Genomic DNA, 18,057 nt, shown 5'->3' with positions numbered 1-18,057 from the left:
ACCCGGACCTCGTCGACTCCGCGCTCTCCGGGCACGACCTGATCGTGCGCGAGCTGGGAGCCACGGTTGTGGAGGAATACAAGCCGACGACGGAGGCGCCGACCTCGACGGCCCGGCCGAGGTCGCCGAGGCGGTCGCGGGCGATGCCGAGGAGGCGGCCCGGGCCGGGGAGCCAGGAGCGCGGGGGGACGGGGCGGGTGCGGCGGGCCGGGCGTCGGCCCGCGGCGATCTCGTCGAAGATCCCGGCGCCGATGGCGACGGCCCGCATGCCGTCGGCGAGGGCGTGGTGGAGTTTGACGAGGACGGCGAAGGAGCCGTCGGGGGCGCCGCTGAGCAGGTACATCTCCCAGGGCGGCAGGCCGCGGGCGACGGGTCGTTCCATGAGTTCGGCGGCGAGCCGGGTGGCCTCGGCGGTGAAGTCGGCGCCGGGGAGGGCGATCTCGCGGACGTGCCGGCGCACGTCGAAGTCGGGGTCGGCGCTCCAGGCGGCGCCGCCGACGGGGAACAGGACGTCGCGGACGCGCATCCGGAGCCGGGGGACGGCGGCGGCCCGCCGGGCGAGCAGTTCCAGGACGTCGGGGGGCTCCTGCCCGGCGGTGGCGGGCGGGGGGCCGAAGTGGGCGAGGGCCCCGAGGTGCAGGGGGTGCTCGGTGGATTCCAGGTGCCAGAAGGCCAGGTCCAGGGGTGCCAGTAGCTCGCTGCTCAAGTTGTCCTCTTGTCCTGCGATTTCCTGCGCGGTGAGACCGGTGAGCGAAGTCAATCGCATACCGTCAGTTACGGTCAAGTACGATCAGTTCACGCTCGGTTAACACGTTCAATGCTCCACGGTGAATTCGCACCACACGCACTTGCCGCCGCCCCGCGACTCCACGCCCCACGCGTCCGAGAGCCGGTCGACCAGGAGCAGTCCCCGTCCGGACACCCCCGCCTCCCCCGCCTCGCGGCGCCGGGGCAGTGCGCTGGACCGGTCCTCCACCTCCACCCGCAGCCGCCGCGGGGGCCCGGTCAGGATCCGCAGCGTCACGATCGCTCCGCCGTCGGTGTGCATCAGGGCGTTGGTCATCAGCTCGTCGGCGACCAGTTCGATCTCGTCCGCGCGCTCCCCCGCGCCCCAGGCCCGGACGGCCGCCCGGATCATGTGCCGGGCGGAGCTCAGCGCCTCCGGATCGTTCTGGGCGACGTGCTGCTGGAAGCGGCCGGTGCCCTGCGGGTGGTACGTGCCGTGGCGGCGCAGCAGCAGGATCGCGACGTCGTCCTCGCCGCCCCGCTCGGCGACGACGTCGCAGAGGTGGTCGGCGAGCTGCTGGAGGTCGGCGGGGCCGCGGCGGACGAGCGAGGAGAGCCACTGCAGGCCCTCGTCGAGGTCGGATCCGGGCTTCTCCACGAGGCCGTCGGTGTAGAGCATCAGCGTCCGGCCGGGGTCCAGCTCCAGGGTGGTCACCGGATAGTCGAGGCGGCCGAACTCCGCGGAGAGCCCGAGCGGCAGCCCGCCGTCGACCGGGAGCCTGCGGCAGCCGCCGTCGATCTCCCTGATCAGCGGGTCGACATGGCCGGCGCGCACCACCTGGACGACCCCGGTGGCGAGGTCGACCTCCGCGTAGGTGCAGGTGGCGAAGCGTTCGGTGTCGAGCTCGTGGAGGAAGACCGAGGCGCGGGCCATCACCGTGGCCGGGGGGTGGCCCTCGGCGGCGTAGGCGCGCAGCACGATCCGCAGCTGGCCCATGACGGCCGCCGCGTGGGTGTCGTGGCCCTGCACGTCGCCGATGACGCAGCCGACCCGGCCGCCGGGCAGCGCGATGACGTCGTACCAGTCGCCGCCGACGTCCCGCCCGAGGCGGGCCGAGCGGTAGCGGACCACCGTCTGGGCGCCGGGCACCTCGGGGATCCGGCGCGGCAGCATCGCCTGCTGGAGCCCTTCGGCGAGGTCGTGCTCCTGCTCGTAGAGCATGGCCCGCTGGAGGCTCTGGGCGATGCTGCTGCCGAGGGCGACGAGCAGGGTCCGCTCGTCCTCGCTGAAGCCGGTCCTGTCGCTGTAGAGCAGCCCGAGCGCGCCGATGGGCCGGGCCTGGGCGATGAGCGGCAGATAGGCGGCGGCGGTGATGCCGAGCCCGCTGATGTGCGGCCAGAGCACCGGGTAGGAGTCGGCGAAGTCCCGGGCCGAGTCGATGAACCGGGGGCGCAGGGTCCTGATGACCTCGCTCATCGGGTACGGCTCGTCCACCCGGGTGAACCGGGTGCCCGGCACGAAGGCCCCGTCGGGCCCTTCGGCGACGAGGTGGATGCGCCCGCCTTCGAGGAGGCCCATGACGAGACTGGCCGCGCCGAAGTGTTCGAGCGCGTGGGAGTCGTTGAGCAGGTCGATGACGTCCTGCACGGTCCGGGCGTAGGCGAGGGCCGCCGTGGTGCCCTCGACGACGCCGGCGCGCCTCCGGCGTCCCTCGTCGAGGCCGAGCCGGGCGGCGGACTCGGTGAGTTCGTGGGTGGCGTCGCGCAGGATGCCGACGATGCGGACGGGGCGACCGGTGTCGTCGCGGTGGACGAGGCCCTGGGTGTGGGTCCACTGGTGGCTGCCGTCCCGGCGGCGGATGCGGAAGTACGCGCCGTACTCCTCGCTGCCGTCCTTGAGCGCCTGGGCCACGAGGGTGTCGAGCTGGCGGCCCTCGTCCGGCAGCACGCGCGAGCCCAGGGTCTCGGGTCTGCCGTCGTACTCGTCGCGGCCCATGTCGAAGACGTCGAGGGCGGCGTCGTCCATGGCCATGGTCCCGCTGAGCAGGTCCCAGTCGAAGCCGCCCATGCGGAAGGCGGAGCCGTAGTCGGCGAGGATCCGAGCCCCGGGGCCCGACTCGTCCGGCGCACGGCCCGGCCGTGCGATCGCCTCGCCGCCCCCGCTGCCCGCGCTCATGGGGCCACGCTAGGCGCAGCCCCGCCGGTGCGCACCAGGAAGATCCCCTTCACCCCTGGAAGGTCTCCGGCTGGTCGGGCACCGGACCGGCCGGGAAGAGCTCCTCGGGCGGCACCGTCCCGTCCGGGACGGTGGGCGGCTCGGAGGGGGGTGGCCCGAAGGGGTCGGGGAAGGGCTCGGTGTACGGGTCGGGGTAGGGCTCCGTGTACGGGTCGGGGGCCGGCGGCGTCGGGGCCGTCGGATCGGTGCCCGTGCCCCCGGTGCCGGACGGGTCGGGGGCGTCGGGCAGCGGGGTGGTGGGGTCGGGCCGGACGGGGTCCGGGGAGGCCGGGTCCGGAGAGGTGGGGCCGTCGGGGGTGCTCGGGTCGGGCGCACTCGGGTCGGGCGTGCCGGGGTCGGCGAGGGCGCAGGTGTCGGGGTCGCAGGCCGGTTCCACGGCGGGCTTCTTGTCCTGGTCCCCGTCGCTGCCGGTCCGCCGCTCGATCCAGGTGCGGTCGGTGGTGTTCACGATGACCAGGCTGGTGACGACGGAGGTGGTGGGCCGGACGGTGATCACGCGGTCGGGGTCGAAGGCGTCCCACGGGTCGCCCCGGTGGATGCCGCTCGTGTCGGCGGCGGGGCTGCGGAGCGGGTTGCCGCAGGCGCAGCGGACGCGCGGGGCGCCGTACTGGTCGACGAGGACCGCCGTACCGGTCTGCAGCACGGCCTGGAAGGCGTTGGCGCGGCCCTCGCGGTAGCCGTGGTCGGTGACGCGGGTGTCGGCGCGCAGGGCGACCGGGGTGAGTCCGCGGAGCCAGTCGGCGACGCCGGTCTCGGGGATGCCGGCGGCCTCGGCGAAGGCACGCGCCTTGGTGCGGTCCGCGGTGAGGAGGGCGGCCTGCCGTTCGACGTCGCAGCTGCCGATCGCGCGCGTGCCGCCGTAGAGGCCGGGGGTGGAGCCGGTGACCTCGCGGACCTGCGGGCCGCCGTCGTCGGGCTGCCGGTCGGGGGCGGCGGGCGGTGCGGTGTTCCGGACGGTGGAGGCGGTGAAGGGGTCGGGCCCACGGGCGCCGAGCGGCTGGAGGAGGACGTCCTGGGCGGGGGCCGGGGCCGGTTCGCCGCCGGCGCCTTCCCAGGTGGAGGAGCAGCCCGCGAGCAGCAGCGCCGAGACGAGGCCCGCGGCCGCGGGGCGGGTCCGCCGCGTCCGGCGGAGGGATGAGCGCACCTTGTTCTCCCGACTTTCTCTCTCCCCCGGGCCCGGTGCCCGGTTCCGGCCAGTGCCTCATGTCTGTCGCAGCGCGCGGGGCCCCGCAAGCGGAGAGCGGCCGACCGGGTCGCGCCGACCAGCGACTTGAACGCGTTCAAGAAAAGCCCTACGCTCGACTCGCCAGTTGAACACGTTCAAGTGGGGGTGGCGTCGTATGACCGTGCTGTCGGTCCTGGTGAGTTCGGTCGTGATGATCGGCATGTTCTGGGTCGTCCCGACGGGGCTCGCGCTCCTCGACGGCCCCCGGCCGCCCGCCTTGGCCCCGCTCCGGCGCGCCTGGCCCCTGCTCGCCGTCCCCGGCGCCCTGGCCCTCTGGCTGCCCCGCTCCGCGGCCGCCACCGCGCTCGCCGCGGTGTACGCCCTCGCCACCCTGGCGCTCGCGCTCCAGGCCCCGGCCAGGCTGATGCTGACCCGCTCGCTCCGGCCGAGCGAGCTCGCCGTCCTCTCCGCCCTGACGGCCCCGTCCGTCGCCGGTCTGGCGCTCGTCGCCGAGCGGGCCTCGTACCCGCTGTTCGGCTTCGACCTGGACATCCTGGCGCTGACCGTCCCGCACTTCCACTTCGCCGGCTTCGCCGCCGCCCTGGTCGCCGGGCTCGTCAGCCGCACGTCCGACGGTCCCGCCGCCCGCTTCGCCGCGCTCAGCGTCCCCGCAGGCACCCTGCTCGTCCTGCTCGGCTACTTCGTCGACGACTGGGCCGAGCTCGCGGGGGCCGTCGTCCTGACGGCCGGCATGGCCGCGGTCTCCGTGCTGACCCTGCGGGAGCGCCGCGAACTCGCCGCCGACCGGCTCACCCGCGGTCTCCTCGCCGTCTCCGCCCTCGTCCTCGTCGCCACCATGCTGCTCGCCCTCAGCTGGGCGCTGGGCGAGGCGACCGGGCTTCCGCACCTCTCCCTGACCTGGACGGCCGCCACGCACGGCCTGGGCAACGCCCTCGGCTTCGCCGTCTGCGCCCTCCTCGCCCGGCGCCGCCTGGCAACGGACCACACCTCTTCGGCCCCTCTCCCCCGAACGGAGCTTCCGGCATGACCCGCCTCACGCACGACCTCTCCCGCCCCGCCCCGCGCCTCACCTACCGCGAGGTCGGCGCCACCCGCACCCCCGAGGCGCTCCCCGCCGGCTACCACCACCTGCGGCACAGCGCGGTCGTCGGCCACGGCAGGGCCGCCTTCGAGACCGCCGGGGCGGCCGTCACCACCTGGCGGATGCACCGCGCCTCCGGGGCGCGCGTCCGCGCCGACGCCGACCGCGCCGAGCCCGGCGTCCACCTGGAGGTGTCGCTGGGCGCCGGCCCGTTCCGCATCGGCGTCCCCTGCTCGGTGATCTGGACGGCGTACGAGGAGAACCGCATCGGCTTCGCCTACGGCACCCTGAGCGGGCACGCGGAGTGCGGCGAGGAGTCATTCGTCGTCGAGCTGGAGCCGGACGGCGCGGTCCGCTTCACGGTCACCGCCTTCAGCAGGCCCGCCACCTGGTACACCCGGCTCGCCGGACCCGTGATCCCGCGGCTCCAGCACGCGTACGCCCGCCTCCTCGGCCGGACCCTCCGGCGCCTCGTCAAGGCATGAGCCCGGGCCGATACTGGAAGGGATGGAGTGGTTCACCGCGCCCGACCACTGGCTGAGCCGGATCGTCTTCCAGCGGGGCCTCGCCGGGCTGTACTGCGTGGCGTTCCTGTCGGCAGCCCTCCAGTTCCGGGCGCTGATCGGGGAGCGCGGCATGCTCCCCGTGCCGGAGTACGTGCGCCGGACCCGCCCGCGCCACACGCCCTCCCTCTTCCACTGGCGCTACTCCGACCGGCTCTTCGCGGCCGTCTCCTGGTCCGGCGCCGCCCTCGCCCTCGCGCTCGTCGCGGGCGCCGGGGACGCCGTGCCGCTGCCGGTCTCGATGCTCCTGTGGCTGGTGCTCTGGGGGCTCTACCTGTCGATCGTGAACGTGGGTCAGACCTGGTACTCCTTCGGCTGGGAGTCCCTGCTCCTGGAGACCGGGTTCCTCGCGGTCCTCCTCGGCAACGACGACACGGGCCCGCCGGTCCTCGTTCTGTTCCTGCTGCGCTGGCTGCTCTTCCGCGTCGAGTTCGGCGCCGGACTCATCAAGATCCGCGGCGACCCCTGCTGGCGGAACCTGACCTGCCTCTACCACCACCACGAGACCCAGCCGATGCCCGGCCCGCTGAGCTGGTTCTTCCACCATCTGCCCCGCCCGCTGCACCGGGTGGAGGTCGCGGCCAACCACGTCGTCCAGCTGCTCGTGCCGTTCCTGCTCTTCACCCCGCAGCCGGTGGCCACGGTGGCGGCCGGTCTGATGGTGGCCACCCAGCTGTGGCTGGTGCTCTCCGGCAACTTCGCCTGGCTGAACTGGATCACGATCGTGCTCGCCCTGTCGGTCGTGGACGCCTCCCCGCTCACCGGCGAGCACCCCCAGCCGGATCCGCCGCTCTGGTACGTGGTCGTGGTGGTCGCGGCGACCGTCTTCGTCCTGGTCCGGAGCTACGGCCCGGTGCGCAACCTGCTCTCCCGGCGCCAGGCGATGAACCGCTCGTACGACCCGTACCACCTGGTCAACAGCTACGGCGCGTTCGGCACCGTCGGCCGGGTCCGGGACGAGATCGTCGTCGAGGGCACCGACGCCCCGGAGCCGCGCCCGGGCACGGTGTGGCGCGAGTACGGCTTCAAGGGCAAGCCGGGCGATCCCCGCCGGCTGCCCCGGCAGTTCGCCCCGTACCACCTGCGGCTCGACTGGCTGATGTGGTTCGCCGCGCTCTCCCCCGGGTACGCGCGCGCGTGGTTCGGGCCCTTCGTCGAGCGGCTGCTCGACGGCGACCGGGACACCCTGCGGCTGCTCGCCCACAACCCCTTCCCGGACGCCCCGCCGGCCTTCGTCCGCGCCCGGCTGTACCGCTACCGCTACACGACCTGGCGCGAGCTCCGGACCACCGGGGCCTGGTGGCACCGGACGCTGGTGCGGGAGTACCTGCCGCCGACCCGGCTGCGGGAACCCACGGGCACGTCCCGCTGAACGCACCGGTGCCCCCGGCCGGGAACGGCCGGGGGGCACCCGGGGTGAAGCGGAGGGATCAGTCGATGCCGGGCAGGATGTGGGGCTCGGCGAGGTCCTCCTCGTAGCCCGCGAGTCGGATCGGGGCCGCGTGGGCCCACACGTCGAGGCTGCCCAGCTCGCCGTTCCGGCGCGGCCGGTCGTTGCATTCGGCCGGTCGCGGTTCCTGCTTCGTCAGTTCGGGTGTCACCGCGCACTCCTTTGTGTCGCGTACCTGTGGGACAAATGCCGGTCGGTCGCGGTGGCGCCGTTCGTGGCGGGACCGCGGCCTTGGTGGAAGGCCTGTCCCAGGAAGGCCGTGAAGACGGTGTGTGTCCTCGGTGGCCGACCGTGGGCATCAGACTAACCAAATGAGCGCCCCCGCGCTCTACCGGGCTCCAAAGTGTGACGCAATCGGGTGAAGCAAGACGGAAAAGCGCCCCATCAGGCCGATGGGGCGCTCTTGCCGGAACGTGGAGCCGCTTGTACGAGGGCGGCCTTCGGGCCGCCGTCCGTAGGGGGCGGCGTTGGGGCCGCCGTCCGTAGGGCCTGCCAGGGGCTGCGTCCAGGCGGTCTACCAGTTGGCGGGGGCGTAGTCCTTCAGGAAGCAGCCGTAGAGGTCCTCGCCCGCCTCGCCGCGCACGACGGGGTCGTACACCCGGGCCGCGCCGTCGACGAGGTCGAGCGGGGCGTGGAAACCGGCCTCGGCGAGGCGCAGCTTGTCGAAGTGGGGGCGCTCGTCGGTGATCCAGCCGGTGTCGACCGAGGTCATGAGGATGCCGTCGGTCTCGAACATCTCCTGGCCGCTGGTCCGCGTCACCATGTTCATCGCGGCCTTCGCGGCGTTGGTGTTCGGGTGGCCGGCGCCCTTGTAGCCGCGGCTGAAGACGCCCTCCATCGCCGACACGTTCACGACGTAGGCGCGGCCGCTGGCCGCCTTCTTCGCCGCCTCGGCCATCACCGGACGCAGCTTGCTGATCAGGATGAACGGCGCCGTGTAGTTGCACAGCTGGGTCTCGAGGAGCTCCACCGGGGAGATCTGCTCGATGCTCTGCACCCAGGTGTTGGACTCGACGACGTCCGGCACGAGGCCGCCCGCGTCGATGGCGGTGCCGTCGAGGTGCCGGGCGATGCTGGCGTTGCCCGCGACCAGCGCGAGGTCGGCGACCTGCTGCGCCTCCAGGTCCCGCACGCCGGCGGGGAGCTCGGACGAGCCGACGAGCTCGCCGACCGCGCCCGAGTTGAACGCGCCGATGACGTGGTGGGCGGGCAGCTCGCCGGCGGGCAGCGGAGCCGCCTCGCCGTCGACGAGGGCGGCGTAGGCGGAGGGCAGCCGGCGCACGGTCTGCGTCGCGTTGTTGATGAGGATGTCGAGCGTGCCGGCCTCGGTCATCCGGTCGGCGAGCGCGACGGCCTGGGCGGGGTCGCGCAGGTCGATGCCGACGACCTCCAGGCGGTGCATCCAGTCCGCGGAGTCCTCCATCGCCTTGAAGCGGCGGATGGCGTCCTTGGGGAAGCGGGTGGTGATGGTGGTGTGGGCGCCGTCGCGCAGCAGCCGCAGCGCGATGTACATGCCGATCTTGGCCCGGCCGCCGGTGAGCAGCGCGCGCTTGCCGGTGAGGTCGGCGCTCGCGTCGCGCTTGGCCCGGTTCAGCGCCGCGCAGGGCTGGCAGAGCTGGTGGTAGAAGTAGTCGACCTCGACGTACCGCGTCTTGCAGACGTAGCAGGAGCGCGGACGCTGGAGTATCCCCGCGATCCGCCCCTCCTCGGTGACCGAGGTGGGCAGGAGGCCCTCGGTCTCGTCGTCGATGCGCTGGGCGGAGCCGGTGGCCGTGGCCTCGGTGACCGCCTTGTCGTTCGCGGTCTTCGCGGCCCGGCGCTCCTGGCGGCGGCGCTGCTTCACGGTCCGGTAGATCCCGGCGGTGGCGCGCCGGACGGTGATCGCGTCCGGGTGGTCGACGTCGATCTTGTCGAGCTCGTCGAGGACGCTCAGGCAGACGGCCAGGCGCTCGGGGTCGATGCCCGGCCCGTAGTCCTGGAATTCTTCGGTCACCGTCATGGCCTTCGGGTTCCTCGTTCGCTCGTACGTCGCCGCTCGCGGGCTTTCAAAGACCCAACTTTACGGAGCGGGGGGCCGCGCCTCCAAACCCGTTCGGGGGGCGTGGTCGAAGACACAGTCGCCGCACAGCCCGCCGCCCGGGGCGCGGTAGTAGAGGCAGCAGCTGGTGCGCCGCAGCCGGGGGCCGCGGACCGTCCCGGCGAGGTCCGGGTGGTCCAGGAGGCCGGAGACCAGGGCGGCGGCCCGCTCGGCGGCCTCCGGCCGCCCGTGGGCGCGTGCCCAGCGGGTCAGCTCGCGCAGGGCGCCGGCGAGGGCGGAGCCGGCGTTGCCCCACAGCAGGCGCGCCGAGACGTTCCCGTCGCGGCGCAGTGCCTCGTGGAGCGGGACGAGATGGGCCTCCTGGACGGCCGCGCGCAGCTCGGCCACGGTCGCGGGGCGGGTCGTGGAGCCGGCCCACCACAGGTCGTCGGGCGAGGTCAGCGCCCCGTCCCAGAACAGTTCGGCGGGGTCGAGGGCCGGGAAGCGGCCGTGGAGCGCGGCGGGGCCGAGGGCGACGGACCAGAGCCGGGCGACGAGCCCGAGGTGGGCGACGGAGGCGCCGACGCGCCGCTCGGGGACGCCGAGCCGGGCGGTGACGTGGTCCACGCGCGCGGTGAGGGGGCCGTCCTCCCCCGCGTACAGCCGGGCGAGCGGGCGGTGCGCGCCGCCGGTCGCGGGGACGGTGGTCCGCAGGGCGAAGAAGCCGCCCGGCGACCCGCTGTCACCGCTCGCGCCGAGTCCCATGCGCACGCCCCCGCCCCGGAGTCCTGTCGTCGGCCCCCACCGTAACTTCTCCGAAGCCCTCCCAGGCTCTCGCGAGGGGACCGTAAAGGCCGCTTTGCACCCCTTCCGACCTGCGCGGGCGTACGCCCCGGGGCGTACGCGGGGGCCGTGTACTGCGTCGGCGGTACCCGCGAAGACGTCCCCTGGTACGACGACGCGGACGGCCGGGAAGAGAGATCGTGGAAGGTATGAGTCCACTCATGCTGTCCGTCGTCCTGGCCCTGGCCTCCGCGGTCGCCTACGCGGCCGCGGCGATCGTGCAGGAGGGCGTCGCGTCCTCCGCCGCGGGCCCGCGCTACGCGCCGCTGCGCAGCCCCGCCTGGTGGGTGTCCGTCCTCCTGAACGGCGTCGGCGCGACCCTGCACGTCGCCGCCCTGGCGTACGGGCCGCTCAGCCTGGTCCAGCCGCTGGGGGCCCTGACGATCGTCTTCGCGCTGCCCATGGCGGCCCTGTTCGTCGGCCGCCGGGCCGGGCGGCGGGCCTGGCGCGGCGCGCTGATGGCCACGGCGGGCCTCGCCGGGCTGCTGAGCCTCACCAGCGGCGCGGAGGCCGGGGCCCTGGCCGACGGGGAGCGGTGGCTGCTTGCGGGGGCCACCTTCGGCGCGGTGGTCGTCCTGTTCACGGCCGCGCACCTGGTGGGCCGGTCCGTGCTGCGCAGCGTCGTGCTCGCCGCGGCGGCGGGCGTCTCCTTCGGCATCGCCTCGGTCCTCACCAAGGCCGTGGCCGAGGAGTGGACGCCCCGGGCCCCGCTCGCCGAGTGGACGGGGCTGCTCGTCCTCTCCGTGTTCGCGGTGACCGGCCTCCTGCTCTCCCAGGCCTCCTACCGGGGCGCGGGGCTCGCCGCCCCGCTGGCCACCGTCACGGTGGTGAACCCGGTGGTCGCGGCGGCGGTGGGCCTGACGCTGTTCGGCGAGGGCTTCCGCCACGGCACGGCGGGCACCGTCGCCGCGCTGGTCTGCGGCACGGTCGCGGCGGCCGGCCTCGTCCAGCTCACGCTGGACCGCATGACGGTCGGACGGGAGTCACCGTCATCGGCGCCGGAGGTGCCGTCCGCGTCAGACGGAGACTCCCCGCGCCCTGAGATACGCCAGGGGGTCGATGTCGGAGCCGTACCCGGGACCCGTCCGGATCTCGAAGTGGAGGTGCGGTCCCGAGCTGTTGCCGGTCGATCCTGAGCGCGCGATGCGCTGCCCTGCGTGCACCCGCTGGCCCTCGCGGACGGTGAGGGCGGAGAGGTGCGCGTACTGGCTGTAGCGGCCGTCGTCGTGCCGCAGGACGATCTGGTAGCCGTACGCGCCGCCCCACCCGGCGGAGACGACCCGGCCGCCGGCCACGGCCTTGACCGAGGTGCCGGTGGGCACGGGGAAGTCGACCCCGGTGTGGTAGCCGCTGGACCAGGAGGAACCGCGGGTGCCGTACCGGGTGCCGATGTCCGCGGAGACGGGCGCGGAGTAGGCGTGTCCGGCCGGCTGGGAAGCGGGCTTGGGTTTATGGCTCGGCTTCGGGGTGTGCTGGGTGTGCGGCTTGGGGCTCGGCCTGGTCTGCGGCTTGGCCGCGGGCTTCGGGGCCGGCTTGGCGGACGGCCTCGCGGAGGGGCGGGCGTCGGGCCCTGCCAGGGGCTTCTCGGGGAGCGCCGCCTTGGGCGCGGCCGCCTTGGGGGGCGCGGTCTTGGGGGGCGTGGCTTTGACCGGTCGGGCGGCCCTGGGGGGCGGGGCGGCCTTCTCCGCCTTCCTGGGGGCGGTGATGCGCAGGGTCAGGCGCTGGCCCGGCCGGATGAGGTCGGGGTCGTCGCCGACGACGGACCGGTTGGTCTCGTACAGGCGCTGCCAGCCGCCCTTGACGTGCTCGTCGCGGGCGATCTCCGACAGGGAGTCGCCGGGCGTCACGGTGTACATCTCGCGCACGGTGGGCACGGTGGTCGGGCTCGCGCGGTGCGCCGCCTGCTCGGGTAAGAGGCGCTGCCCCGGCAGGGACGCGGCGCGGACCGCGTTCCCGCCGCCGGCCGGCCCGGCACCCCGGGTGGTGGCGTCCGGCGCCTCCCCTCCCCGGGCGAGCCCCGCCCGGGGGCCGCAGGACGGCCATGCCCCGGGCCCCTGGCCCTTCAGGACGCGTTCGGCGATCGCGATCTGCTGGTCCTTGGAGGCGAGGTCGGCGCGCGGCGCGTAGTGCGTGCCGCCGTACCGCTCCCAGGTGGACTGGCTGAACTGGAGGCCGCCGAAGTAGCCGTTGCCCGTGTTGATGTGCCAGCTGGAGGAGGACTCGCAGGACGCGACCTTCTCCCAGACGTCGAGCGAGGCGGCGTGCGCGGCGCCCGCCCCGATCAGCGGCAGCGCCATGCCGGCGCCTCCCGCCGTGACGGTGAGCGAGGCACGGTTGATCCGGCTCGGCTGGTGGCGGCGGTGACGTCCGCGTACGGCCATGGGCCCCCCTTGAACACAGCAGCAGCCGTCCAAGTTAGGGGTGGCGCACGCTCCGTGACAAGGGTCGCGCGGAAGCTCAAGTCCCTTCTGTCACCTCTGCGTCGACTCCGGTCGCCCGCCGGCGGGCCCCGGTTCGGGCCGGGGTTCGGGGTCCGGTACGGGCCCACCCGGCTGGGGAGCCGGCGGAGGGGCGGGATCCGGCGGGGCCGGCACCGGGTTCGGCGGGGGCACCGGCGGCGGCGAGGGAACCGGGGGCGGGATCGGCGACGGGGGCAGCGGATCGGGGAAGGGGTGGGTCATCACGGACCTCTCGGTCGACGGGTCTCCTTCACGGGGTCTCCCCCTCTCCAGGGTCGCCCCGCCGCCCCGGCCGCGCCCGCCGGACCCCGCCCTCCGGGTCAGCCGGGCCCCTTACGAAGAGGACCCCGGCGACCGGCGGTCACCAGGGTCCCGAAGGCTTCCGCCGCTCAGACGGAGGCGGGCACGGCGTGCGGGGGGCGCACCGTGTCACTGCCGGGAACGGGAGCGGACGCGTCGCCTCCCAGCTCCACGATGCGGTTGTCGCCGTCGACGTGCACGACACGCGGCACGAAGGCCCGCGCCTCCGCGTCCTCCATCTGCGCGTAGCTGATGAGGATCACCAGGTCGCCGGGGTGCACGAGGTGGGCGGCGGCGCCGTTGATCCCGATGACTCCGGAACCGCGCTCGCCCTCGATGACATAGGTCTCGAGACGGGCCCCGTTGTCGATGTCGACGATGTGGACCAGCTCACCGGGCAGCAGATCGGCCGCCTCCATGAGCTCCGCGTCGACGGTGACCGAACCGACGTAGTGCAGGTCGGCCTGGGTCACGGTGGCGCGGTGGATCTTGGACTTGAATATCGTTCGTATCATCGAGGTACTCCTGGACATAGGCTCCCTGCCTGCGTTTTTGCAGGTCAAGGGCTGTTTCCACACCCTACAACGAGTCGCAAGTTCAGGCAGCTGTCCCCAGGTTTTTCAGGACTGATGCTGACCACTTGCTGACTTTCCTGACGCGCCATCAGGGAATGCCGGGGGGCTTCACCCGCCCCTCAGGACCGACCACGACGACTCCACAAGCCTACGCAGCTCTCGCCCACGAGCCCCCGTGATCACCGTCACCCCGACGGATCGGCGACACGCCTCCCGATCCCTACATCCGCGAGGGCCCCGCCACCGCAGGAACCCTCGAAGCGGCGCGGCAACCTAGCAGCGAATCCCGGGTCGACGAAGCCGACGATCCTCACGACCCTGGCCATGGTCCGCCCGGTGCCCCTTGGCAGTGGCACAGGGCGGCCGCCAAGAATCTCCGGAATCCGGCCAGAGCAGAGCGCGACCCGGCACTGCGATCAGCCCCAGAGCAGCCTCGAGGAGCCGTCTCCCCCATGGAACCGCAGCCCCACCCCTCCGAAAACGACCGACCGCGCAGGCGCCAGCCCGTCGAGCCCATCCTCTTGGAGACCTCCGAGGTCGCCGCGATGCTCAGCATGTCCGCGAGCTGGGTCTACAGGGAAGCATCGAAACTGGGCTTGAAGGGGTACAAACTCGGCCGAGGCAAGAACGCCAAGGTCCTTTACAAGAGGACCGAGGTATTCAAATGGCTGGAGCAGCAGAAGATCCACTAGTCGCTGGTCTCGTGGATGCTCCAGCCTCGGGCAACAAGTTCCTCCGTGTAGGGCGCAGCGTGCTGCCGATGGGTGGCCAGCATCAGCAGGTGCGTGGGGCGGGTGGCCCCGACGAAGATGAGCTGTGCAGCGCGCTGCACGGTCACCTGGGCGCGCTCGATGTCGCCTCCGGCCAGGAGCTTGAGCGTCTCCTGGATGTCGTGCTTGCTGCCTCTCCTGTCCAGGCATTCAAGGAGCAGTGTTGCTGCGTGGGTCTCCCCCTTGGCTCCCTGGATGGACCCGGCAACGGAGGGTACTTGTAGTGGCGGGTCCTGATCGTTGCGGTCGGTTACGACGTCAATGACAGTGCTCTCCGGCCGTGAGACAAACCTCAGGCTCTCCGCAAGTGCGGCAGCGTCTCGCAGCGGCACTTGTGCGAGGTCGGGAACGAGTTCGAGGAGTCGTGCCGTCGCAGACTTCCAGGCCGTTTCGTCAGCGTCGCCGGAGCCCATGAGCAGCTCGCGCAGGACCATCCGCAGCTGGCCGCCTGCCGTGGTCATGGAGCGTTCCAGGCGGCTCAGAGATGGGAGGGGCACGGTGAGGGCTGGCCTCATGGTCGTGCGAACGCCTTCCCACAGCTCGGCTACGGCTTCGTGGTCACCACCGCCGGCTGCCCATCGTGCCCTTGCAACGCGAACGGTACTGATCAGGTCCCTCTGCGCAGAGACACGTCCTGCTGGAGCATGGTCAGGGAGATAACAGATGAGCGACTGCGGATACGCGGGTGATGTTCCCTTGGCCAGTCGTGCTCCGAGTACTCGGGGCGGGTTTCGGACCAGCACTTCAGGCGGAACGAGAGCATGTGCCATACGTTCGAACGCCGGCACGACCTCACGGACGGAATGGTCGTCAAAGAGGAGCAGGCCGATCTGTGTGTCCGGGCCGGCACCGCTGATCCGTTGCCGGCGTCGGATGGTGAGAGCGCTCGCCATGTCCGCGATCTTGGGTCCGAATCTCTGGCTGACGGGTAGTTCGGCGGCCAACGGGGCCGGAAATGCTGACGCCCTCGGCGAAGCCGGCGTCCCGTCCGTGTAGATCCCCTGATTCACGTCCCCCACGCGCTGGACGACTGCACCGGAGGAGAAGACGAGGTCCAGCAGGTGCTGCTGCACATCGCTGGTGTCCTGCATCTCATCGAGCAGCACGAATGGGAAGCGCTGCGATACCGCCATCGCGATGGCGGGGTTCCGTATCAGGTACCACTCCGCGATCGCGTACATGTCGTCATAGCGGAACACTCCTTCCTTGGCCAGCTGTCTCTTCAGACGGTCGTACTGCCGGCCACTGGCTGTCGTGTCAGGATCGGCCGGGGTGCTGCCGCGGGGGCCGACCACCTTCAGCTTTCCGGCCTCACAGACGAAGACGGACTGGGCAGCGGAGTCGAGCCCGTCGCGGCGACGACTCAGGAAGCTCCGGAGAGTGCTGAACTCGCGACGCTCCAGCAGACGCAGGGCCGCTGCTTCGTAGACGTCATCGTCCACAGCCTGCACTTCGTAGCCCAAGGCGCGGATGGCCGGCAGGGCGAGGAAGGTGTTGGCGAAGGACTGAATCGTCCCAATGAAGTGCGGGTACTGGAGGAACCGTCGTCCGTCGGGAACCGCTGTGAGGCGGTTGATGATCTCGTTCTTCGCGGTGTTCGTGTGCGAGAGGACGCAGATTCCTTGGGTCCGCGAGGTCCATGCGCCGGCGAGCAGGGCCAGCTTGAGTCCGATCAGCGTGGTCTTGCCGGAACCGGGGGCCGCTTGGAGGTCCTGGGAGAGCTCGCTCTGTACGAAGTCCCACTGCTCGGCATGGGGCAAGTCGAGGCCGAGGATCTGGGCAAGGCTCTCGACCTTGTCCTTCGCAAGGGCATCGGGCAGGTACGGAGGCTTCACCGCTCCTCCTCGCCGCATAGGTGGCCGAATGCAGCAATCAGGTAGGGAGGCAGGTCGTCTTCCGTAAGGTTCGTGACCTCAAGGAGGTCAGCCGCGTGCTGGGCTGCAATTGACTTGCTGGCCTTGTTCAACTTCAAGGGCTCATAGATGCGCAGAGCGACAATCGCCAGTGGGATGTCGTCCGCCTTCCACGTCTCCACCTCCTCCCGCGCAGCGTCAGCCAGTTTCTTGAGCTTCTCTGCGCCCGGCCACGAGCTCTCAGAGGAACGAGCGGCACGGACCGCCTGGTGCATCAGGGTGGCCATGGGCCAGGAGGCCGCCGCAAGGTCGTACTCGAGGGTCCAGGAGTCTGAGACGAAGGTCTCTACCGGTCCGCTGTCCTCGCTCTTGAGGCCGGCGACGTGCTCGGCGATCTCAGCCGGCGTCATCTCCGCCGAGCAGCGCAGCTCGCCCCTCATCTTGGCCGGGGTGTCCTTCGGTACGAGGTCCCGGTCCCTGATGCAGGCCACAGGGATGGGAATTTGCTCGCCGTCGCGCTGGAAGATTCTGCTGTACCGGAACAGTCCGACGTGCCCGACGTTCACAACGCTGATGCCGCGTTCGTTGAACGATCGGCCCATGGCCTTGGCAAGAGCGGGAAGAAAGATCGCCTCGGCATCGCCCTCCACGACCGCAACGCCGCGGGCGAAGAACAAGTTGGCCTTGGTCACGTCCAGGAAGCGGGAGAGAAAAGCGTAGTCGCCGTCGTCGAGCTTGGTGTGCTCAGGTGCCAGGCTGAACGTACGCCCGCGGGCCACCATCGTGAGGGACCCGACCGGCATGGACGAAGCCAGGTTGGGACTATGCGTGGTCAGGATGACCTGGACGGGGGCCGTCTCGGCTTCTGCGGCCTCTTCCGACCGCTCACGCAGCAGGTCCATGATCCGGGCCTGAAGCTGTGGATGAAGGTGCGCCTCCGGCTCCTCGATGAGCAGCAGCGGCGCGATGTCACCCTTCCCGAGCAGCAAGAGCTCTGCGGCCATGAACAGCGCGTTGTTGTAGCCCAGTCCTCGACGGGTCCATTCGTCGGACGCCGAGAACAAGGTCAGCTCCAGTCTCTCCAGGGCTCGGGCCAGCGACGCGTCGCCCGCGACTCCGATCTTCCCGCGAAGGACGTCCCCGCCGATAGCGAACTTCTGCAGGTACGCCGTGTTGATGTCATCTCGGGCTGCGGTAACGGCTGCGTTCTTCCCGATGTGGTGTTCGGCACGGCTGAGGATTCCTACGAGCGTGGAAGCCGAGTCGTCGTTCGCGTCGAAGTCATCCTTGCCCTGGTCCATCATCGCTGGATAGCTGGCAAGGATCTGCGACAGTCGGGACCCTCGCCCTGAGCGGAGTTCGGCTTCGGCGTCTCGTAGCGGGCGGAGGTAGGTGGCTTTGAGGAACTCGCGCGCCGCCCCGTCGAGAGCGGGCCCCTTCCCGCTCTCGCCGGTGCGCGTGCTCCAGGACACGCGATTCCGGAGCGGGTCCATGAGCTGTGCCTTGAAGGTGATGTCCAGGACAGCGTTGCCACGACCGTCGTTCGTGAGCATCTCCAGGAAGGCGGCCTGCTCCTCCGTAGACAGGTCCTCGAACCGACAGGAGATCGAGAAGGTCTCCGCCCTACCACTGTCACTGACGTGGAAGTCGTCTCTAGATATTCGGTAGAAGTCCGCCGCCGCAGTCTGCAAGCACAGGCGAATAGCGTCGACGATCGCAGTCTTCCCGCTGTCGTTCTCGCCCACCAGGACATTCGTCCCTGGACTGAACGAGACGTCTAGCGACTCGCCCGGACCGTCACCCTCTTGTGCCGTAGCGCCAAAGATCCTGAAGTTCTCGGCACGCAGTCGCGCTAGGTACATGGCCCCCCTGCCGAAGGGGCCTGCGCCCGAGCGGGCGCAGGCGAAGACAACCGCCTCAAGTGCCCCACCCGTAAGCGGATTACCCACGGATCATATGCCCGCCCCGGTTGCCCGCGAGGCGGATCGCTGTGCCTGG

The 18,057-nt window shown here is 71.7% G+C and carries 15 protein-coding genes; 5 read left to right on the top strand and 10 right to left on the bottom strand.

Annotated elements, in window-relative coordinates; genetic code table 11:
- The 3 genes from ABZ318_RS16970 to ABZ318_RS16960 form a co-directional block, all read right to left on the bottom strand.
- Positions 1-706 (bottom strand): wax ester/triacylglycerol synthase domain-containing protein (locus ABZ318_RS16970; RefSeq protein WP_356903238.1); only part of this gene is annotated, 706 nt, incomplete at its 3' end.
- Between the two features lie 108 nt (positions 707-814).
- Positions 815-2,794: a SpoIIE family protein phosphatase gene (locus ABZ318_RS16965; protein ID WP_356903243.1), complete on the bottom strand. Its 1,980-nt coding sequence runs from the start codon at positions 2,792-2,794 to the stop codon at positions 815-817.
- A 157-nt stretch (positions 2,795-2,951) separates the two neighbouring features.
- Complete coding sequence (locus tag ABZ318_RS16960) at positions 2,952-4,106, bottom strand: DUF6777 domain-containing protein (protein ID WP_356903237.1); 1,155 nt, start codon at positions 4,104-4,106, stop codon at positions 2,952-2,954.
- A 205-nt stretch (positions 4,107-4,311) separates the two neighbouring features.
- On the opposite strand from ABZ318_RS16960, the gene ABZ318_RS16955 reads away from it, so the two are divergent.
- The 3 genes from ABZ318_RS16955 to ABZ318_RS16945 are packed head-to-tail and all read left to right on the top strand — an operon-like array spanning position 4,312 to position 7,164.
- Positions 4,312-5,175 (top strand): YndJ family protein, encoded by an 864-nt coding sequence (locus ABZ318_RS16955; protein ID WP_356903242.1) that lies wholly within the window; start codon positions 4,312-4,314, stop codon positions 5,173-5,175.
- Positions 5,172-5,714 carry a DUF1990 domain-containing protein gene (locus ABZ318_RS16950; RefSeq protein ID WP_356903236.1) on the top strand — a complete coding sequence of 181 codons (543 nt, stop codon included), beginning with the start codon at positions 5,172-5,174 and terminating at the stop codon, positions 5,712-5,714. Before ABZ318_RS16955 ends, ABZ318_RS16950 begins: the two co-directional genes overlap by 4 nt.
- Before the next feature lie 22 nt (positions 5,715-5,736).
- The gene (locus ABZ318_RS16945; RefSeq protein ID WP_356903235.1) at positions 5,737-7,164 is read left to right on the top strand and encodes a lipase maturation factor family protein; all 1,428 of its coding nucleotides are present in this window, start codon (positions 5,737-5,739) and stop codon (positions 7,162-7,164) included.
- A gap of 58 nt (positions 7,165-7,222) precedes the next feature.
- Here the strand turns inward: ABZ318_RS16945 and ABZ318_RS16940 are convergent, their stop codons facing one another.
- From ABZ318_RS16940 to ABZ318_RS16930, 3 genes are all read right to left on the bottom strand, one after another.
- The gene (locus ABZ318_RS16940; RefSeq protein ID WP_356903234.1) at positions 7,223-7,393 is read right to left on the bottom strand and encodes a hypothetical protein; all 171 of its coding nucleotides are present in this window, start codon (positions 7,391-7,393) and stop codon (positions 7,223-7,225) included.
- Positions 7,394-7,756: 363 nt separating this feature from the next.
- Complete coding sequence (locus ABZ318_RS16935; protein WP_356903233.1) at positions 7,757-9,241, bottom strand: SDR family NAD(P)-dependent oxidoreductase; 1,485 nt, start codon at positions 9,239-9,241, stop codon at positions 7,757-7,759.
- Between the two features lie 60 nt (positions 9,242-9,301).
- Entirely contained in the window at positions 9,302-10,024 is a 723-nt protein-coding gene (locus ABZ318_RS16930; protein ID WP_356903232.1) for a (2Fe-2S)-binding protein, read from the bottom strand.
- Between the two features lie 227 nt (positions 10,025-10,251).
- Here ABZ318_RS16930 and ABZ318_RS16925 point away from each other — a divergent pair, with 227 nt between their 5' ends.
- Entirely contained in the window at positions 10,252-11,238 is a 987-nt protein-coding gene (locus ABZ318_RS16925) for a DMT family transporter (RefSeq protein ID WP_356903231.1), read from the top strand.
- Here the strand turns inward: ABZ318_RS16925 and ABZ318_RS16920 are convergent.
- Both ABZ318_RS16920 and panD read right to left on the bottom strand, forming a co-directional pair.
- The gene (locus ABZ318_RS16920; protein WP_356903230.1) at positions 11,119-12,483 is read right to left on the bottom strand and encodes a transglycosylase family protein; all 1,365 of its coding nucleotides are present in this window, start codon (positions 12,481-12,483) and stop codon (positions 11,119-11,121) included. The two genes, ABZ318_RS16925 and ABZ318_RS16920, sit on opposite strands and share 120 nt — an antisense overlap.
- 467 nt (positions 12,484-12,950) lie before the next feature.
- Positions 12,951-13,376 (bottom strand): aspartate 1-decarboxylase, encoded by a 426-nt coding sequence (gene panD / locus ABZ318_RS16915; RefSeq protein WP_356903229.1) that lies wholly within the window; start codon positions 13,374-13,376, stop codon positions 12,951-12,953.
- Between the two features lie 512 nt (positions 13,377-13,888).
- Here panD and ABZ318_RS16910 point away from each other — a divergent pair.
- Positions 13,889-14,128 carry a helix-turn-helix domain-containing protein gene (locus tag ABZ318_RS16910; protein ID WP_356903228.1) on the top strand — a complete coding sequence of 80 codons (240 nt, stop codon included), beginning with the start codon at positions 13,889-13,891 and terminating at the stop codon, positions 14,126-14,128.
- Here ABZ318_RS16910 and ABZ318_RS16905 read toward each other — a convergent pair.
- Complete coding sequence (locus ABZ318_RS16905; protein ID WP_356903227.1) at positions 14,125-16,041, bottom strand: UvrD-helicase domain-containing protein; 1,917 nt, start codon at positions 16,039-16,041, stop codon at positions 14,125-14,127. The genes ABZ318_RS16910 and ABZ318_RS16905 overlap by 4 nt on opposite strands.
- Positions 16,038-17,921 carry an AAA family ATPase gene (locus tag ABZ318_RS16900; RefSeq protein ID WP_356903241.1) on the bottom strand — a complete coding sequence of 628 codons (1,884 nt, stop codon included), beginning with the start codon at positions 17,919-17,921 and terminating at the stop codon, positions 16,038-16,040. The genes ABZ318_RS16905 and ABZ318_RS16900 overlap by 4 nt, the downstream gene beginning before the upstream one ends.
- Between the last annotated feature and the right edge of the window lie 136 nt (positions 17,922-18,057).

Origin of the sequence: Streptomyces sp. NPDC006197, assembly GCF_040613865.1 — a bacterium.
GTDB lineage: Bacteria > Actinomycetota > Actinomycetes > Streptomycetales > Streptomycetaceae > Streptomyces.
Note: the sequence above shows the minus strand (reverse complement) of the source record. Positions and strands in the feature narration are given on the sequence as shown.